This window comes from Flavobacterium aquicola (genome assembly GCF_003385115.1).
GTDB lineage: Bacteria > Bacteroidota > Bacteroidia > Flavobacteriales > Flavobacteriaceae > Flavobacterium > Flavobacterium aquicola.
The window spans coordinates 1-19,081 of the sequence record NZ_QUNI01000010.1; the positions used below are offsets into that span (position 1 = coordinate 1).

General features: G+C 34.1%; 11 protein-coding genes and 1 rRNA gene. 8 read left to right on the forward strand and 4 right to left on the reverse strand.

Annotated elements, in window-relative coordinates:
• Positions 1 to 91 (forward strand): 5S ribosomal RNA (gene rrf, locus C8P67_RS15600); the annotation flags it as partial.
• Between the two features lie 236 nt (positions 92 to 327).
• Complete coding sequence (locus C8P67_RS15605) at positions 328 to 729, forward strand: DUF3244 domain-containing protein (protein ID WP_115814110.1); 402 nt, start codon at positions 328 to 330, stop codon at positions 727 to 729.
• Between the two features lie 283 nt (positions 730 to 1,012).
• On the opposite strand, the gene C8P67_RS15615 is transcribed toward C8P67_RS15605, so the two are convergent.
• The 4 genes from C8P67_RS15615 to C8P67_RS15630 form a co-directional block, all read right to left on the reverse strand.
• Positions 1,013 to 3,913 carry an alpha-amylase family glycosyl hydrolase gene (locus C8P67_RS15615; RefSeq protein ID WP_115814112.1) on the reverse strand — a complete coding sequence of 967 codons (2,901 nt, stop codon included), beginning with the start codon at positions 3,911 to 3,913 and terminating at the stop codon, positions 1,013 to 1,015.
• Between the two features lie 165 nt (positions 3,914 to 4,078).
• The gene (locus tag C8P67_RS15620; protein WP_115814113.1) at positions 4,079 to 5,245 is read right to left on the reverse strand and encodes a SusE domain-containing protein; all 1,167 of its coding nucleotides are present in this window, start codon (positions 5,243 to 5,245) and stop codon (positions 4,079 to 4,081) included.
• A gap of 54 nt (positions 5,246 to 5,299) precedes the next feature.
• Positions 5,300 to 6,853, reverse strand: coding sequence for a RagB/SusD family nutrient uptake outer membrane protein (locus C8P67_RS15625; RefSeq protein WP_115814114.1), 1,554 nt, complete (start codon positions 6,851 to 6,853; stop codon positions 5,300 to 5,302).
• Between the two features lie 11 nt (positions 6,854 to 6,864).
• On the reverse strand, positions 6,865 to 9,927 hold the full coding sequence (locus C8P67_RS15630; protein WP_115814115.1) for a SusC/RagA family TonB-linked outer membrane protein: 3,063 nt from the start codon (positions 9,925 to 9,927) through the stop codon (positions 6,865 to 6,867).
• Between the two features lie 245 nt (positions 9,928 to 10,172).
• Between C8P67_RS15630 and C8P67_RS15635 the strand changes: the two genes are divergently transcribed.
• From C8P67_RS15635 to C8P67_RS15665, 6 genes are all read left to right on the forward strand, one after another.
• The gene (locus C8P67_RS15635) at positions 10,173 to 11,195 is read left to right on the forward strand and encodes a LacI family DNA-binding transcriptional regulator (protein ID WP_115814116.1); all 1,023 of its coding nucleotides are present in this window, start codon (positions 10,173 to 10,175) and stop codon (positions 11,193 to 11,195) included.
• Positions 11,196 to 11,884: 689 nt separating this feature from the next.
• Positions 11,885 to 13,240: an MFS transporter gene (locus C8P67_RS15645; RefSeq protein WP_115814118.1), complete on the forward strand. Its 1,356-nt coding sequence runs from the start codon at positions 11,885 to 11,887 to the stop codon at positions 13,238 to 13,240.
• A gap of 17 nt (positions 13,241 to 13,257) precedes the next feature.
• The gene (gene pgmB, locus C8P67_RS15650; protein WP_115814119.1) at positions 13,258 to 13,914 is read left to right on the forward strand and encodes a beta-phosphoglucomutase; all 657 of its coding nucleotides are present in this window, start codon (positions 13,258 to 13,260) and stop codon (positions 13,912 to 13,914) included.
• A gap of 111 nt (positions 13,915 to 14,025) precedes the next feature.
• Entirely contained in the window at positions 14,026 to 16,320 is a 2,295-nt protein-coding gene (locus C8P67_RS15655; RefSeq protein WP_115814120.1) for a glycoside hydrolase family 65 protein, read from the forward strand.
• Between the two features lie 64 nt (positions 16,321 to 16,384).
• Positions 16,385 to 18,223, forward strand: a complete 1,839-nt coding sequence (locus tag C8P67_RS15660) for a glycoside hydrolase family 13 protein (protein ID WP_115814121.1) — start codon at positions 16,385 to 16,387, stop codon at positions 18,221 to 18,223.
• Between the two features lie 96 nt (positions 18,224 to 18,319).
• Positions 18,320 to 19,006 carry a glycerophosphodiester phosphodiesterase gene (locus tag C8P67_RS15665; protein ID WP_115814268.1) on the forward strand — a complete coding sequence of 229 codons (687 nt, stop codon included), beginning with the start codon at positions 18,320 to 18,322 and terminating at the stop codon, positions 19,004 to 19,006.
• Positions 19,007 to 19,081: the final 75 nt, after the last annotated feature.

Here is a 19,081-nt window from a genome sequence, read left to right on the forward strand (position 1 = left end):
GGGCTCACCTCTTCCCATCCCGAACAGAGTAGTTAAGCCCGCCTGCGCAGATGGTACTGCAGTTATGTGGGAGAGTATGTCGCTGCCTTTCTTTATAAAACCCTGTTTCATAACGAAACAGGGTTTTTTGTTTTCTGTTGGTTCGTTTTATTAAAAAAAAACATATTACATATTGCCCTAAAACAGGTGCTTTTTTGCCTTTATTTATAATATATCGTTTTCGAAGAGTTAAAATAGCAGTTATATCAGAAAAAGCAGTTGTGTTTTGAAAGAAATAATGATATTATTTTAGCAGTATAAATAATTACTAATTTAAAAGACAGTATTATGAAAACGATTTTAAAATTAAGCCTGGCAGCAGCAGTGGCACTGACCACTATCAATACGTATGCATCAAATGATGATTTTCTGCTTAATGTGAAAAAAGCAGAAGGAAAAGAAATCAGTTTTTCGGTAAATGATATCCAGAAAGCCAATATAACGATTTATGATAAGTCGCATGAAGTGATATACAATGAAACAGTAACCGGAAAAGCAGGGATACTGAGAACTTACAGTCTTGAGGAATTTCCTGCTGGATTTTACTTTTTGGAAGTTGAGACTAATTTAAAGAAAGTAACTCATGAGATTGTGGTTGCTGATGATGCTGTGTTATCCAGAAAATCGATCGCCGAAGTCTACAAAGGTGATATGAAGATTAAAAACCATAATGTGGCAGAAGTTAATTAATCAGATTGTGGTTAAGAATAGTTAGGATTTTGAGAAAAACAGCTTTATTCGGGCTGTTTTTTTGTTTAAATCCTTGAAATAATTGGGAATACTGTTGTGAAAATGTATCTGCATGAGGGATGGAAATGGCATCCTTTTCTTTTCCTTCTTTAGGAAAAGAAAAGATATAATGGACAGCCCGGCCCTTGGGACATGCCATTATTATTTTTGTATATTTTTTATAAAAAAAGCCACCAAAACTTAATTTGATGGCTGATTACATATTAAACTAACTCAAAAATGTTTATTGTTTGATGAACTTCATCACTTTTACCTTATTGTCTTCGTTGTAAACTTTAATAAAATACAAACCATTACTCAATTCACTTATATTATATTGGTATTCTTTAGTATGAGGTTTAATGAATGTTTTGATTAACTGCCCGGTTATTGCATATATTTGGATTTTGGCAGTATCTGTAGTTAATGAAAAGTAATTTGATGCTGGGTTTGGTGAAATGAAAATATCATTCATGGTTTGAAAATCACTAAGTGCCAAGACAGACGATTTATTGCCGTAAATTCTGAATTCACCTGGCTGCAGACTGATGGTGGCATTTACATCTGTGACGTTATATGTGGAATTATCCATTAAATTGTACCATGAACCAGTGTATTGAAATCCTGTTGCCACATTTTTTGGCGTTACATCTAAGTTCGCAATGATAAGAACATCTTTAAGAGCAGAACCTGCCAATGAACTATTGGTTATTTTAATATTTGGAGTTAAAGTTGTAGTTGCTGGAATTGTAGCTGTACCTGAAAAAACAGGTTCGGTTGTTTTTAAGGCAATCATTCTAGCCCAATCACTGTAGATTTTATTTCGATTAGCATCACTCAGCCAATTACTGACCCATTGTGGCTGTGGTTTGGTTGCCAATTTACAATCACCAGTGATTGTTGATGAATTATCATTTACAATACCGTCAGTGCAAGTGAATATTGAAGATTCCCAGCCTAGTTCACCAAAATGCCAAATCATTTTTGGACCGGGTATTAATAAGGAAACTGCACCAATAGCTGACATTCTTGATAATGCTGTGTTTAATGTTTTTACATTGTATGATCCGCTAGAATTCCCGAACTGTAAATTTTTATACATTAGACGTTCTTCATCATGACTCTCTGCATACCCCATAACTCTATTTCCTAAAAAACCGGTATGGTTTGGGCTATACATTCTGGAGATATCATTGCTTGAATTGTATCCCATTGATAATTGGTTGTAATTATTGTTTAAATTACCCCACATCATTACACCTTTGCTAGGAGTTTCTGCAAATCTGTAATTTGCCCATTCTCTTTCTTCACTATCTCCGCCTAAATGTTCGAAAATTGTATAATGAGTTGGATCTAATGACCAAGAGTAATCAGCATATTGTTTTAAGATATCTACTCTGTCTTGCTGATAACTGCCGGTACAAGCTTCTTGTCCGCCAGCGACATTTGATGGGCATTTTTGTGTAAAGCCTTTAGTTAGGTCCCAACGGAAACCGTCAATCTTGTATTCTTCTATCCACTGTTTAATTACACGTTTTACATAATTTTGAGTTCTTGGCAGCTGGTGATTAAAATCTTCTCCGACATTATAACTATGCATTGCTACTGTATTGAAATACGGATTTTCGGCAGTAGGAGAACCAAATCCATCTCCATCTGGATCGTTCATCCACATTCTTATCATTGGATTTCTTCCGAAAGCATGATTTAAAGCAATATCAAGAATTACAGCAATTCCATTTTGGTGGCATAAATCAATAAGTTCTTTAAGTTTGGCCGATGATCCATAAAACTTATCTAATGCCATGTGAAACGAAGTGTTGTAACCCCAACTTTCGTTACCTTCGAATTCCATTACGGGCATTAATTCAATCGCATTTATTTTTAAATTTTTGAAATAATCAATGCGGTCAATTATATTTTGATAATTTCTGTTGGCATCAAAATCTCTTACTAACAATTCATATACTACCAATTTATCTTTTTCTGGTTTTACAAAATTAGTTGTTGCTGTACTCCAAGCATAGGGAGTCTGGCCAGTTTTTAAAACGGTTACTTCATAATTTTGTCCAGTAGGGTAAACAGGCATATTTGGATAAGTAGCAGCTGGAATTCCTGCATCATCATATGGCGATAGTACTAACGTTGAATATGGATCGGCAGTTTTTACAAGAGCGGGCGAATTAGCAATTGGAGTAGATTCTCCTACCCAATATTGGTAAGAGTAATTTGTTCCAGATACAAGTCCCGTCAGTTCCAGCCAAAATTTTGTTGAACCTGAGGTTGCATCTTTTTTCATCGCATAGGCATTGCTTGGCTGCCAGTTATTAAAACTTCCCGCAACATATACAAAATCTTTTAATGGAGCATCCAAAACTAAAGTAGCCTTTGTTGCATCAGTTGGATTGTAATTAATTCCATCAGCTAATCCAGCAGGAATGGTTTCAGTTACAGTATTTGGATTAACGACTGCTGTAAATTTTTTAACTATTGTCGTTACGCCTTGGGTTACTTCCAGTTCATAGTTTTGATTACTTGAAATGTTGATGTGATTGTATGAATAACTTGCTGTACTTGGATTTGTATTGATGCTGATGCCATTTGACTTTAAATTATAACTTGCCACTCCATTTGTATTTGTTGCGGTAATAGATAAATTTGAGCCAGAAGACAAAATAGTGGTACTATTTTGAGCTGGAGACGTAAGGTTAACTTGAAAAGAACCTACCTCTGCACGTATATCTTGTGATTTTTTATCACCATTTCCATTTTTGGCTTTTATTAAAAAACCAATTTTTCCAATATTAGTAGTGTTATAATAAGTAGTAGGTATTAATGTTTTTGTATATGTGTCGTTACTACCATTATATGTAAATTTACTAGCTTCATTTGAAGCGTCCCATGATCCATTGAGAGGAGTTCCTTTATCAGTAATATCATCTAAACCGAAAGCCCATGTCCATAAATAAAGCGCATTTCCGGTTACTCCCCAAATTGCTTCATTGATGCTGTTTCCATCAATGGTAATTGTGATAGAAGTTGTTTCTTCAAATGGATTCGGACTTATTGAATATGTGACAGTTTGCTGTTGAGCCACACTTCCCAACGACACAAAGAGCAATAATAAAAGTATGAGTTTTTTCATATCATTTGGAATTAGATTAGAAATATGTAACAGATTTGTTTAAGATAAAAATGTAAAATTCAGTTATATATTAATTTTAACATTGAAAATTTATTATTGAATTAAAAATATAAAAGAAAAGAGGCTATCCTTTTGAGACAGCCTCTTTGTGTATTTAAAATAAAATTAGTTTGGAATAAGTCTTATATTATAGTTTGCAGCATTTCTAAGATCAAGAACGATTTTATAATTTCCTGCGGAAGGAACAGCCATGTCACCTCCATTTAATCTAATTTTATTAGCCGAAGTGGCAGCTAATGTTTCTTTACTTCCTGATATTGTACCCATTTTTACAGACCAATCATCCGCTAAGCGTACTAAGAAAGCATCAGCTTTCAAAGTCAAATCGACAGTGTACATTCTGAAATACGGAGACTCAGTATTGGTTTCATAGTTCAAATAAGTTGGTGCATCCCAACCACTTGGAGTAGCTGCGCCAATTACAGCTACTTGTCTCGGAGCTATGGAGTATGTGTTTTTTGCCCAATCTACTGTAATAAAATAAGTGCCAGCACCACTAGTTGGTTTTATATCTTTCCCATTGCTATGAACTAATGTCGTATATGTATTAGGTGCCTCAGTAATATCTCCTTTATCATTAGTCCAAGTTTGATCATCCGTAAATTTAAACGCTGGGCTAGCAACATTCATCCAAACAAAACCTTCATATTTTCCGTCATTTGAAGGAGAATATATTTTTGGTGCATTGGCAGGATTCCAATCAGCATATGTACTAGATCCGCCAAAATTACCTGGTACATATAGCTTGTCAAATTCATCAAATGTATCATATGGAGTTGCTGTAAAAGCAACTTCGGCTGATTTAGAAACCAATTTATTTGTGGCTTTTGCTTCTTGTCCAGCTGGACTTGCTACTATTCTAAATTTAAAGTTTGTTTTCTCTCCAGGGGAACCACCTGCTGGCAAAAGAATTCCATTTAATTCACGTTGAGTAAGTGTTACTTCATGAATACTTCCTTCTTGGCTTTCATTGAAACTTCCTAGATCATAGCTTTTAGCATCTTTATCAAAGTCAGTTGATGTAGATTTCACTATTTGCAACTGATAAGCTACTGCCGCAATATATCCAAAATCTGCTGATGACCATTTTACGGTAAACACGTCATCGGATGCTGTTTTGGCTTCTAAGATATAATCTGTTCCAGCAGCAGGTGAATTGACAGCTGTATTTTGAACAACAGAAGCTACTGGGTCTAGCGCAGGGTCACTGCAAGCAACTAATGATGCCAGTGTTCCTGTTAATAAAATTAGACTTATAATTATTTTTTTCATAATTTAATTTTTTAAATTTTCCCAGATACTTCTTCTAGGAAAAAATTAATATTATTAATACCCTGGATTTTGTTTCAAGTTTGGATTAGCATTAAGCGCAGTTAATGGTAATGGAAATAGTTTATAGGTGTCAGGGATAGAAGTTCCATCTTTGGCACCACCTTTCCAAGGCCATAAATAAGTTCCCCCTGTGAATTTGCCAAAACGAATTAAATCTGTTCTACGGTGTCCTTCAAGATTTAGCTCTCTTCCTCTTTCATCAAGAATGAAATTAAGATTTAGTTCTGAAGCAGTTATTGCGGATGCATGGGATCTTCCTCTAACGTCATTTACGTATTGTAAAGCAGTAGTAGCATTTGTGCTTGCAGCTCCTCTCAAATTACATTCAGCATATATTAAATAAGCATCTGCTAAACGGAATAATGGAAAATCAGTATTTGAAAACTCTGTCAAAGTAGTTGATCCTGAATAATTGTTATTTGTGAATTTAATAGCAGGATAACCATTTACCCAAGTTTTATAATCATCCATTTCATAAGTATGTCCAGCAGTCCAAAATAACTTTGCTCTATCATCTGTAGAAGAAGCTAAATCACTTCCATATAAACCATACCATGCTTTAGTTGCTCTGTGTCCGCCCCAACCATTTCCTGTTATTCCATAAGCAGAAGGTGTCATGGTAGAGGCATCAACATTTCCTTGTACTAAATATGTAGTATTTCCATAACTTTGACTTACTTGAGCATCTGCAATTAATGGAAATATAATTTCAGTAGATGTGTTGTTATCTCCCGAAAAAAGACTTTTGAAATTAGGAGACAATGTGTAGCCTCCTTCATCGATTACTTTTTTAATATATATAGCGGCATCATCATAGCGAGGGGTACCAGTATATACTTCAGCATTAAGATATAGTTTTGCTAAAAGCATTCTAACTACTGACTGATTTGCTCTGCCATATGTATTTTTAGCAGGCATTCCTGGTTCAATGGCTTTCAATTCAGCTTCTACAAAATCGAATAATTCTTTTCTGGAGGCTTCAGGCTTAGCTTCAATCGTACCCAAATCAGCTTCAGTAACTAATACTCCTTTACCAAAACAATCTATCATATAGTAATATGCTAGAGATCTTAAGAAACGTAATTCACGAACGTATTGGTCTTTATTTTCTACGTTAGTAGTACCCAATGCATTAATAATGTTATTACAATTAGGTATTGTATAATACACTCTGTCAAACAGGTATCTGAAAAATTTATTGTTTTCATCCCATTTTGAAGTTGTAGTCAATTGGTCCAATCCATTATCTCCCCAACGGTTTTTAATGTCATCTGCAGTAAAATCTTCGAGATTAATCATGTTTCTCAAAAATCCTGTTTCTCCTGGATCTGTAGTTGTTATATCAGATTCAGTTGGTCCATTAGAGCTCGTTAAGGCAAAAGTGCCATACATTTTTGATACTAATCCCAAAGCTGCATTAGGATCTTGTGCGATTAATTTATCAAAGGTAAGTTCAACTTTTGGCTCCGTATCTAGATCATTTACACAAGAGCTAAATAGTAACAGGGATAACCCTAAACCTACTATATTATTTTTAAAATTTTTCATATTCTAGTTATTTAAAAATCAAGATTAACACCTAAACTATACATTGTAGGTCTTGGATAAAAATTATTGTCGATCCCATTAAAATTCTCAGGGTCTTGACCTGAATACTTGGTGATAATAAACAAATTATTTGCAGCAGTATAAACTCTCAAGTCTAGTCCTTTTACTAATTCTTTAAATTTGTAGCCGAGTGTAATGTTTTCACAACGTACAAAACTTGCGTTCTCTAGGAAATAATCAGAGGATTCAACACCGTTTAATGTATTTTGAAATGGTAAATCCATATCTAGTACGTTGTTTAAAGTATTGGATTGAGTATCAAAAGCTCTAGCTACATTTCCAGCAACTAAATTTCTGGAATTATATGTTTTTCCACCAGATTGACCTCTAAAGTTGGCTGAAAAATCAGCATTTTTATAAGTAAGTGTAGTTCCAAAACCAAAAGTGAATTTAGGCCTCAATGGCTCATAATATTTGTCGTCATTAGTTATAGCTCCGTCTTTATTTCTGTCTACATAGGCCCCTTGGATAGGTTTTCCTGAAGCATCATATACTTGTTCTAATACCCAAGCAGAAAAGGGAGCTTGTCCTACAGCATTATAAGCAAATGCAATACCTGTTCCTGTTGGTAGTTTTGAATCGGCAACTGGATTTGCAGTAACACCTTTTAAATCAGTAATTTCACTTTCGTTATAAGCAGCGTTACCATTTATAATCCAAGTAACATCATCTGTAGCAATAGGTTTTAAGTTTAAGCTAACCTCAACACCATTGTTTCTAAGGGAGCCAACATTTGCAACAAACTCATTTGTTAGAGACTGTCCTGGTTTCCCTGGTACTTTTGCTAATAAATCGTTAGTTTTTTTAGTATAAACATCTACAGTACCTGACAGTAAACCATTTTTAAACAATTCAAAATCAATTCCAGCATTTATTGTAGTTGTTTTTTCCCAAGTCAATGAGTCATCAAATGGATTTGCTGAATAGGTATTAATTCCTGGCAAATACTGACTAGTTACTTTACCTGGAGAAAATAACGGGGAAGTAGGATAGTAACCTGCGACACTAATAATATCTTGTTGTCCTGTAATACCATAACCTAATCTTAATTTTAAGTCTCCAATAGTTTCAGCATCTTTCAGGAAAGACTCTTCTTTAATTCTCCATGCAAAGCCTACTGCAGGAAAAATACCCCATCGGTTATCTGATTTAAACAAAGAAGAACCATCAGCTCTTACTGTAAAAGTAAAAAGATATTTATTTAACAAATCAACATTTGATCTTCCAAAGAATGACTGAATATTGTAAGAGTTATAATACCTGTTATTTGTATTGTTTAAGTTCTCTGTAAATGGCTCTCTAATATGAGTTGTTGGGTTGTATCTAAAAATAGATTTATTGCCGTCTACAACAAAATTTTGATAATCATATCCCGCTTGAGCATCAAATTTGGTAACAAAACCATTAGTTGAAGGCAAAGTGTATACAAAATAAGAATTAAGAGTCTTGTTTGTAATTGTTTGGTCTTCAATGTAGTTGACACCGGGATTCAAGATATTAGTATTTGTAGTTTGATTTAAACCATAAGTCTGAATTGCATAATCTCCATATACCTCTTCAATATGTGAATTAGAAGCTTCAAGACCTAAGTTAACAACTGCTCTTACAGATGGCAAGAAATGAAGTTTGTAGTCAAATTGTGCATTACCTAAAAACTTATTAATTTCTTCTGGTCTTTTTCTTTGCTCTAAAATATTTAAAGGATTTGTTTGTCCTGCAATATTTTGAGTTGTTGGATTTAAGTTTTGATAGTATCCTCCAAAAATATTGCTTGCACTATTATCGTACACAGGTTTTGTTGGATCCATATTTAAAGCACTGCCAATTGCTCCTCCTTCGTCAACAGCATTCTTTTCTGAGCGCAACAATTTTGCATTTACATCAATTTTTAAATGATCTTCAAGTAGTGAAGGAGATAATTTTAAAGCTCCTGAATATCTCTTATAATCATTTGTTTTAACTAAACCTTCATAATCTAGATAACCAACAGAAGCTCTAAAAGGTATTTTTTTAAATAAATTTGCTTTTGCACTAAAGTTATGATCTGATGAAACGGCATTTCTATAAATTACTTTTTGCCAATCAGTATTCGATAGAATTCTTCCCTCAATTTCAGGTGTGGTAAGATTATCAACTGCAGTAGTAGTTGGATCATCTATTCCTAATAAATTAGTCTGAGCAGGAAAATTAGTCTGGATAAATTTTGCAAAAGTTGAACCATCCATCATATCAATATTTTTATTAATATATCCTATTGATGTAATATTTGTATAAGAAAACTGTGGCGTACCCGAAGTTCCTTTTTTAGTAGTAATAAGAATTACACCATTGGAAGCTCTAGATCCATAAATAGCAGTTGCCGAAGCATCTTTCAAAACCGAAAAAGTTTCAATATCATTAGGATTTACAAGTGACATAGGATTCGCTGAACCTGCAGGAGTGATGTTATCAAGAGCAACACCATCAATTATGATTAAAGGATTGTTACTTGCGCTTAAAGAAGAACCTCCTCTAATTCGAATATTAGAAGTAGAATCAGGTGATCCTCCTGCACTTGTTACAACAACTCCAGAAACCTTTCCTGCAATCAACTGATCAGCCGAAATTACTGCACCTTTATTAAAATCTTTTGAGGACAGTACGGCTACAGCTCCAGTAGCATCTTTTTTCTTGATAGCTCCATATCCAACTTGAACTACAACTTCTTTCAATTGATTGGCATCTTCTTCAAGTTTGATAGTTAACGAATTTTGAGATCCAACTGTAACGGATTTAGTCTGGTAACCCATATAAGTAACGGTCAGGACATCAGTAGGCTTTACATTTGCCAATTGAAATTTACCATCAAAATCTGTTGAAGCATTGCTAGCACCCCCTTTTACTTTTATATTTACTCCTGGGATAGGCTGGCCTGATACAATATCAAGTACCGTTCCTTCAACTTTATTTTGAGCCATTGCACAAAACGGAAGCAGGAGTAATAAAAATAACAACTTTTTGTAAATTGTTTTCATACTTTTTGTTTAAATTAATTGTTTTTTTGGTTAAGTTTTGTTTATGTTTTTATTACTTCGAATTTCAAAATTATGAATTTATTAACATGTTCGACAAGATGAAATTTATATAGGCTTACGAAAACGTGATAGTGTTGAAAACTTTGCTTTTTATATTCATTTTTATGCGAATATTTACAATAAATAAAAAATTATGTTACCTTTATTACGAATTGAATATTGTGATCCAATAATGCCCCTTTATGATGAAGAAAAAAATAACGTTAAAACAAATTGCCAAAGAATTGGATGTTTCAATTTCAACTGTTTCAAAATCACTTAGGAACAGTCCGGAAATTGGTGAGGAAACACGATTAAAGGTTCAGGCATTTGCTAAGTTTTATCATTATAAACCGAATAATATTGCGCTTAGTCTGAAAAACCGTAAAACCAAAACTATTGGAATCATTATTCCAGAAATTGTACACCATTTTTTCTCTACTGTGATTAACGGTATTGAACAAATAGCCAATGAAAACGGATACAGTGTAGTTATCTGTCTGTCTGATGATTCTTTTGATAAAGAGGTGCTTAACATGGAACTTTTGGCTAATGGAAGTATTGATGGTTTCATCATGTCTCTCTCTAAAGAAACCCAGTTTAAAGGTGATTTTCATCATATTACTGAAGTCATAAACCAAGGAATGCCAGTGGTAATGTTCGACAGGGTGACCAATGAAATATTATGCGATAAAGTTATAATAGATGATAAACAGGCTGCTTATGAAGCTGTCCAGAGTTTAATTGATAAAGGACGAAAAAAAATAGCTTTGGTGACAACTGTCGATTATGTAAGCGTGGGAAAACTGAGAACTGATGGTTATGTGAAAGCCTTGCTGGATAATGGTCTGCCTTTTGATGAGCACTTGATTATAAAAATCGAAGACATTGATACCTGTGAAATTATTATTGGGAAACTGCTGGAAGACGAAGCTATTGATGCTGTTTTTGCCGTAAATGAAATATTTGCTGTCACCTGTATTAAAACAGCTAATAAAATAGGTTTAAATGTACCAAAAGATCTTGCAGTTATAGCATTTACAGATGGAATGATTTCCAAATATTCTACGCCAACAATTACAACTGTGAGTCAAAGCGGTGTTAAAATGGGGAACCGCGCTGCCAAAATAATTATTGACCGTTTAGAATCTGAAGATGAATCTGAAGAAGAAAATTACATAACCGAAGTTATTGAAACCTATCTGGTAGAAAGAGAATCTACCAACTAATTTTAGACTTCAAAAAAAAATGAAGCAAAAGTTTTTTTAGATAAAATATAGTTTAAAAAATTAAAATCGAATGAATTTTTTCCATTCGATTTTTTTATTCCCAAATGTTAATTCTAAAAAATTTGCAATGAAAATACGTAATTTATTAATTACTACAACCTTGTAGTAAAAAAAAACGATTGTTTTTGAATTTTATTGAAAATAATCCAAAAAGAATTTTATACATTTACTCCACGTTTATAACTTTTCTTTTACTTCGAAAATAAGATGAGTTTTTTTTATAACGATAAATTTCGTGTTATAATTTTTTTCAGACACGAAATCTTTTGAAAAAAGGATTCATAAATTATTATGATGATTTAATGAATTTTTACAACAGTATAGCTAATATTTTAAATGAGTTTCCTGCAAAGGTTATTTATTTAACTGTACCGTATCACTGCGATAACAATTTTTATTTAAAACATACTGAATTTAGAAATGAATTAAAGTTCAATCATTTTTCGAAATATCATATTAGTTATTTTGGAAAGGGTGATCTAAAAAAGTTTGGTTTTGAAAATTGATTTTGGAGTAATGTTTTAGTCTCAATTTCATTTTGTAATTTTTATATAAATTGGAGTTAGGCCTAAAATGAAAAATTCATTGTATTTGTCTGTTTAGTAAGTAAATAAGTAAAATTTTTAATAATGGAAAAACGTAAATTAAGTTTTTGGGAAATTTGGAACATGAGTTTCGGTTTCTTGGGAATACAAATGGGGTTTGCTCTTCAAAATGCAAACGCCAGCAGAATTCTTCAAATTTTTGGTGCCGATGTACATGAGCTGTCATGGTTCTGGATTATTGCTCCCTTAATGGGTTTGATAGTACAGCCTATTATTGGTCATTACAGTGATAAAACTTGGGGAAAATTTGGAAGACGAAAGCCGTTTTTTCTTGTTGGTGCAATATTAGCATCAGTAGGTTTAATTTTAATGCCACAAGCAAATATTTTTATTTCTGTATTACCTGCTTTATGGGTTGGGGCCGGAATGTTAATGATAATGGACGCTTCCTTCAATATTGCCATGGAGCCTTTTCGCGCTTTAGTGGGTGATAATTTAAGGACAGATCAGCGTACAGCAGGTTTTAGTATTCAAACTGCTTTGATTGGTTTTGGGGCTGTAATCGGTTCGGCGCTGCCTTATGTTTTGGCAAAATGGTTTCACGTTTCAAATAGTACCGTGCCGGGAAGTGTACCTTTAAACCTAACATTGTCATTTATTATCGGAGCGGCTGTTTTAATTGGTTCGATTGTAGTGACTTTGGTTACAACCAAAGAATACTCTCCAGAAGAATTAGCCCGATTTGAAGATCCTCAAGGTGAAGTCGAAATCAAAACAGAAGAGCAGTCAAAACTCACAGATATTTTTGCTGATTTTGCAAAAATGCCTACGACGATGCGTCAATTAAGCTGGGTACAGTTCTTTTCCTGGTTTGGGTTATTCGGTATGTGGGTGTTTACAACTCCAGCCATTGCACACCATATTTACGGTTTGCCATTAAGCGACAGTTCAAGCCAGCAATATCAGGACGCTGGAGACTGGGTTGGAATTCTATTTGGCGTTTACAACTTAGTTTCGGCTATCGTTGCGCTGTTTTTTTTACCATACATTGCTAAAAAAATCGGACGAAAATCTACCCATGCATTGTCATTAGTTATTGGCGGGATCGGTTTGATCTCAATTTACTTTATGCCAGATGAAAATTGGGTGGTACTTCCTATGGTTTTGGTAGGAGTGGCTTGGGCAAGTATTTTGGCAATGCCTTATGCAATTTTAGCAGGATCTATAGCGCCTAAAAAAATGGGAGTTTACATGGGAATCTTCAACTTTTTTGTTGTAATTCCACAAATCATAAATGCACTTATTGGAGGTCCAATTGTAAAATATCTTTATAATGGCGATGCCATTTATGCTTTAATCACCAGCGGAGTAAGTTTTTTAATCGCCGCTGTTTTGGTCTACAAAGTAAAAGATGTAGATGATATAACACCAAAAATATAAATAAGAATCTCAAAATAATGAACACAAAAGCATTCATATTCGACCTTGATGGCGTAATCGTGGACACTGCCAAATATCATTTCTTGGCGTGGAAAAAAATCGCAAATGGATTAGGAATTGATTTCACATTAGAACATAATGAATTATTGAAAGGAGTGAGCCGAGTTCGTTCCTTAGATATCATTTTAGAACTAGGAAACGTGCAGGCTTCTCAGGAGCAAAAAGACAAATGGTTAATCCAAAAAAATGAAGATTACCTTTCGTATTTAGTAGATATGAATGAGACTGAAATTTTGCCGGGGGTAATGAAAGTTTTAAAGTTTTTGAAAGCAAATAATCAGCCAATTGCCTTAGGTTCGGCCAGTAAAAATGCAAGACCAATTCTTGAAAAAACGGGAATTCTGTCTTTTTTTGATGCTATCGTAGACGGGAATGATGTCGTTAATGCAAAACCAGACCCGGAAGTTTTTCTTCATGCCGCACGATTATTGAATGTTTCAAATGAGAATTCAATTGTTTTTGAAGATTCGGTTGCAGGAATCCAGGCAGCAAACATTGCCAAAATGCTTAGTATTGGTATTGGTCATGAAGAAACGCTGTATGAAGCACAATACAATTTTAAAGATTTCACTGAAATTAATTCTACTTTTTTAGAATTATTAATAAACAATTAAAAGAAAATTAGTCAGTTAGAAAATAAGCCAATTAGATAATTCACAAAGGGTTTAATTTTCAAATTATCTAATTGACACATTATCTAATTTTCAAATTAACACATTAAAAAAATGAATCAAGATTATATAAAACCAGATAATTGGTCTATCATAGAGGAAGGATTTGATAGGGAACAAGTAAAATCTTCGGAAAGTTTATTTAGTATCGGTAACGGTGCGATGGGGCAGAGAGCCAATTTTGAAGAAAATTATACAGGAGAAACTTTTCAGGGAAGTTATATCGCCGGAATTTATTATCCAGATAAAACTAAAGTGGGCTGGTGGAAAAATGGATACCCAAAATATTTTGCGAAAGTACTGAACGCTCCAAACTGGATTGGAATTGATATCGAAATCAACGGTGAAAACTTTGATTTAAATACCTGTACCGAAGTTTCCAATTACCGTCGGGAACTGAATATGAAAGAAGGCTGGTATCACCGTTCATTTCACGCAACTCTTAAAAACGGTACCGAAGTAGCTGTTGATGTCCGTCGTTTTTTATCGTTAGATTTAGATGAAGTTGGAGTGATTAATTATGAAATTACGCCTTTAAATAAAGATGCCAAAATCATTTACAAACCGTATATCGATGCAGGGGTAACAAACGAAGATGCAAACTGGGACGAAAAATTCTGGGAGCCTTTGGACGTAAAAAAATCAGGAAATGAAGCTTTTGTTACGGCGCAGACTTTCAAAACGCATTTTAAAGTAACAACTTTTATGCAGAATACCATTTTTGCAAAAGGAGAAAAACAAAATTTGTCACCGATTTCGGTTGATACAAAATCGGATAAAATCTTATTTTATTATGATGTTATCGTAGCAAAAGGAGAAAAATCAGGAATCCAAAAAATTGGCGGCTATACCGTTTCATTAAACCATGAAGACACGATTTTGGCTGCCGAAAATGTTATCAAGACTGCTTTAGCAAAAGGTTACAATCAGTTATTACAAGACCAGATTGATGCTTGGGCAAAAATTTGGGAAATGTCAGACATTACTATTGACGGCGATGTAAAAGCACAGCAGGGAATCCGATTTAATATTTTTCAATTGAATCAGACGTATTTAGGAAAAGATTCCCGTTTGAATATTGGACCAAAAGGATTCACTGGTGAAAAATACGGAGGATCTACTTATTGGGATACTGAGGCATATTGCATACCATTTTATATGGCTACAAAAGATCAGCAGGTGGCTCGTAATTTATTGACGTACCGTTATAATCAATTGGATAAAGCAATTGAAAATGCTAAAGATAATTTAGGATTTACTAATGGTGCAGCATTGTATCCGATGGTTACGATGAATGGTGAGGAATGCCACAATGAATGGGAAATCACGCATGAAGAAATCCATAGAAACGGTGCGATTGCTTTTGCGATTTACAACTACTACCGTTTTACGGGAGATTACAGTTACATTCCAGAGAAAGGATTGGAAGTTTTAATTGGTATTGCCCGTTTTTGGCACCAAAGAGCTTCTTTCTCCAAAAACAAAAATCAGTATATGATTTTGGGAGTAACTGGGCCTAACGAATACGAAAACAACATCAACAATAATTTTTATACCAATTATATTGCTAAATGGTGTATTGATTATGCTGCGGAACAAATTCAAAAAGTATCTTTAGAATATCCATCAGATCATAAACGAATTATAGAAAAAGTAAAACTTTCTGATGCCGAATTGCAGGAATGGAACAAAGTTGCTGGCAATATGTATTTCCCAAGATCGGAAGAAATGGGTATTTACCTGCAGCAGGATGGGTTCTTGGACAAAGATTTAGTTCGTGTAAAAGATTTAGACCGTTCGCAACGTCCAATCAACCAGAAATGGTCTTGGGACAGAGTATTGCGTTCACCATACATCAAACAAGCTGATGTATTGCAGTGTTTCTATTTCTTTGAAGATCATTTCTCTAAAGAAGAATTGGAACGTAATTTTGATTTCTACGAATCATTTACAGTGCATGAAAGTTCGCTTTCTCCTTGCGTTCACTCGATTCAGGCTGCTTTATTAGACAAAATGGATATGGCGTATGCTTTCTATTTAAGAACTTCCCGTTTAGATCTTGACGATTATAATAAAGAGGTAGAAGAAGGCTGTCATATTACATCAATGGCGGGAACCTGGATGAGTATTGTTGAAGGCTTCGGCGGAATGAGAGTTAAAAATGATGCACTTCATTTCTCTCCTAAAATCCCTAAAGAATGGGGAGGATATTCCTTTAAAATTAATTTCAGAAACCAGATTGTAAAGATTTCTGTAAATCATCAGGAAACAAAATTATCTTTAGAAGGAACTCAAGAGTTAACCGTTTTTGTGAACGGAACAGCAGTTTTGGTTCAGCCTAATAATTAAAATCAAATCAATAACAAACCCTTTTGAAGTTCTGCTTCGAAAGGGTTTTAAAATTATAAGCACAATGAAGAAAGTAATCATCTTATTATTTTTCATCTCTACATCAGTTTTTGCACAAATTGATAGAGTAGAACCTCCTTTTTGGTATGCAGGAATGCATAATCCAGAATTGCAGATTATGTTTTATGGCAAAAATATTGCTCAAAATGAAGTGTCAGTATCCAATAGTATTGTAATTAAAGACGTAAAAAAAACAGAGAATTCCAACTATCTTTTTGTTACAATCGATACTAAAAGTGTAACAGCTCAAGATTTTGTTTTTTCTTTTTCTAAAGATAAAAAGGTCAATTTCACTAGAAAGTATAGTTTAAAACAAAGAAGAGAAAACTCAGCTTCCAGAAAAGGCTACGATGCTTCGGATTTGATTTATCTTATCATGTCCGATCGTTTTGCAAATGGTAATTCAAAAAATGACAGTGACAAATCAGTTACCGAAAAAGGAAACAGAGCACTTCCAGGCGGGAGACACGGAGGTGACATTGCAGGCATGATTCAGCATTTGGATTACATTAAAGAGTTAGGTGCTACAGCACTTTGGCCAACACCGCTTTGTGAAGACAACGACAAAGCTTACTCATATCACACTTACGGACAATCGGATGTTTATAAAATAGATCCGCGCTTTGGAACTAATGAAGAATATGTGCAGCTTTCATCAGAATTGCATAAACGCGACATGAAACTCATCATGGATTATGTAACAAATCACTGGGGAGCCGAACATTGGATGGTAAAAGATCTGCCTTCTCAAGATTGGCTGCATCAATTTCCAGAATTTACACAAACAAATTACCGAATGACCACACAGTTTGACACTAATGCTTCGCAAATTGATGCCAAAAAGTGTATGGATGGCTGGTTTGTAAAATCTATGCCTGATTTAAATCAGTCTAATTCTTTGGTAAACACTTATTTGAAACAAAACGCTATTTGGTGGATTGAGTATGCTAATCTTGATGGTTTTCGTGTAGATACTTATTCGTATTGTGATAAAAAAGGGATTGCCGAATGGACTAAAGCAGTAACAGATGAATATCCTAATTTCAATATCGTTGGTGAGGTGTGGATGCACTCGCAGGCTCAAATGGCCTATTGGCAGAAAGACAGTAAAATTGCGGCAATAGAAAATTATAATTCAAATCTGCCTTCTGTTATGGATTTTACTTTGAATGATGCTTTTGCCAAAGTTTTTAATGAAGATAAGGATTCATGGAACGGAGGAATGATAAATGTTTATGAAAATTTCACCAATGACTTTTTATATCCAAATATCAATAATATCCTGACTTTTGTCGAAAATCATGACACTAATCGTTTCAATGAAATTTATCAGAAAGATTTTTCGAAATATAAAATGGCGATGACTTTGCTGGCAACTGTTCGCGGAATTCCTCAGATTTATTACGGTTCTGAGATTGCAATGGCGGGAAATAAAGACAAAGAAGGAGATGCAGCCATTCGTCAGGATTTCCCTGGAGGCTGGGAAGGAGACAAAAATAATGCTTTTACAAAAGCAGGAAGAACGCCAGAACAGCAGCAGTTTTTTGACTTTTCGGCTCAATTATTCAATTGGAGAAAATCGAATGATGCCGTTCATTTTGGAAAAACCAAGCATTACATTCCAGAGAACAATGTATACGTTTATTTCAGATATACAGATTCCAAGTCGGTAATGGTTGTGATTAATAACAGTAAAGAAGCAAAAACTTTTTCAACCAATCGTTTTCAAGAAAGTATCTTAAATTATAAAATAGGAAACGAAGTACTTACGGGAAAATCAATCGATTTGAAAAACGATATTACTATAGAAGGAAAATCGGTTCTGATTTTAGAATTGAAATAATAAACCAAATTAATCCAAATCAAAAACGTCTTTAGAAATAAAGGCGTTTTTTTATGTTTACATTTGATGAAAATAGCACATAACAGCAATTATAATATGAACAAAATTCTCAAGATCGGACACCGCGGAGCCAAAGGTTATGAACTAGAAAACACTTTGATTTCTTTTGAAAAAGCAATAGAAATGGATGCCAACGGAATCGAATTGGACGTGCATCTCAGCCTCGATGGTCATTTGATTGTGATCCACGATGAAACGATAGACCGAACCACAAACGGCAAAGGAATAGTAAATCAAATGACATTACAGGAACTAAAATCCTTTACAATTGATGAAAAACACTTGATTCCAACATTGGACGAGGTTTTGGATTTGGTTAACAAAAGATGTTTTGTGAATATCGAATTAAAAAATCAGGACACGGCCGAAAAAGTTGTTCAATTGATAGAGCATTATGTTTTAGAAAAAAAATGGAACAACGATCATTTTATAGTTTCTAGTTTTGATTGGAATGCCCTGCAGCAAGTGCGATTTTTAAACGAAGATGTTCGAATCGGAGTCTTAACCGAAACCGATATGGATTTAGCCATTTCTTTCGCTCGATTCCTCAAAGCCGAAGCCTTGCACCCCGATTTTCAATTATTAACCAATGAATATACCACTAAAATTCAGGAGAAAGGAATTCTTGTCTTTCCTTGGACCGTCAATGAAATAGATGATATTCAAAAAATGAAAGACTTCGGTGTGGATGGAATTATTACTGATTTTTTGGATAGGATCTAAAGAAGCAAGCAGTAATTGTTTCAATCTCTTAATGTCTGAAGTGTCAGTATAAACTCAATATTGTCATTCCGAGGA

Coding starts and splice junctions, on each gene's coding strand:
- C8P67_RS15605 (WP_115814110.1), top strand. CDS start 328: ATGAAAACGATTTTAAAATTAAGCCTGGCAGCAGCAGTGGCACTGACC.
- C8P67_RS15615 (WP_115814112.1), bottom strand. CDS start 3,913: ATGAAAAAACTCATACTTTTATTATTGCTCTTTGTGTCGTTGGGAAGT.
- C8P67_RS15620 (WP_115814113.1), bottom strand. CDS start 5,245: ATGAAAAAAATAATTATAAGTCTAATTTTATTAACAGGAACACTGGCA.
- C8P67_RS15625 (WP_115814114.1), bottom strand. CDS start 6,853: ATGAAAAATTTTAAAAATAATATAGTAGGTTTAGGGTTATCCCTGTTA.
- C8P67_RS15630 (WP_115814115.1), bottom strand. CDS start 9,927: ATGAAAACAATTTACAAAAAGTTGTTATTTTTATTACTCCTGCTTCCG.
- C8P67_RS15635 (WP_115814116.1), top strand. CDS start 10,173: ATGAAGAAAAAAATAACGTTAAAACAAATTGCCAAAGAATTGGATGTT.
- C8P67_RS15645 (WP_115814118.1), top strand. CDS start 11,885: ATGGAAAAACGTAAATTAAGTTTTTGGGAAATTTGGAACATGAGTTTC.
- pgmB (WP_115814119.1), top strand. CDS start 13,258: ATGAACACAAAAGCATTCATATTCGACCTTGATGGCGTAATCGTGGAC.
- C8P67_RS15655 (WP_115814120.1), top strand. CDS start 14,026: ATGAATCAAGATTATATAAAACCAGATAATTGGTCTATCATAGAGGAA.
- C8P67_RS15660 (WP_115814121.1), top strand. CDS start 16,385: ATGAAGAAAGTAATCATCTTATTATTTTTCATCTCTACATCAGTTTTT.
- C8P67_RS15665 (WP_115814268.1), top strand. CDS start 18,320: ATGAACAAAATTCTCAAGATCGGACACCGCGGAGCCAAAGGTTATGAA.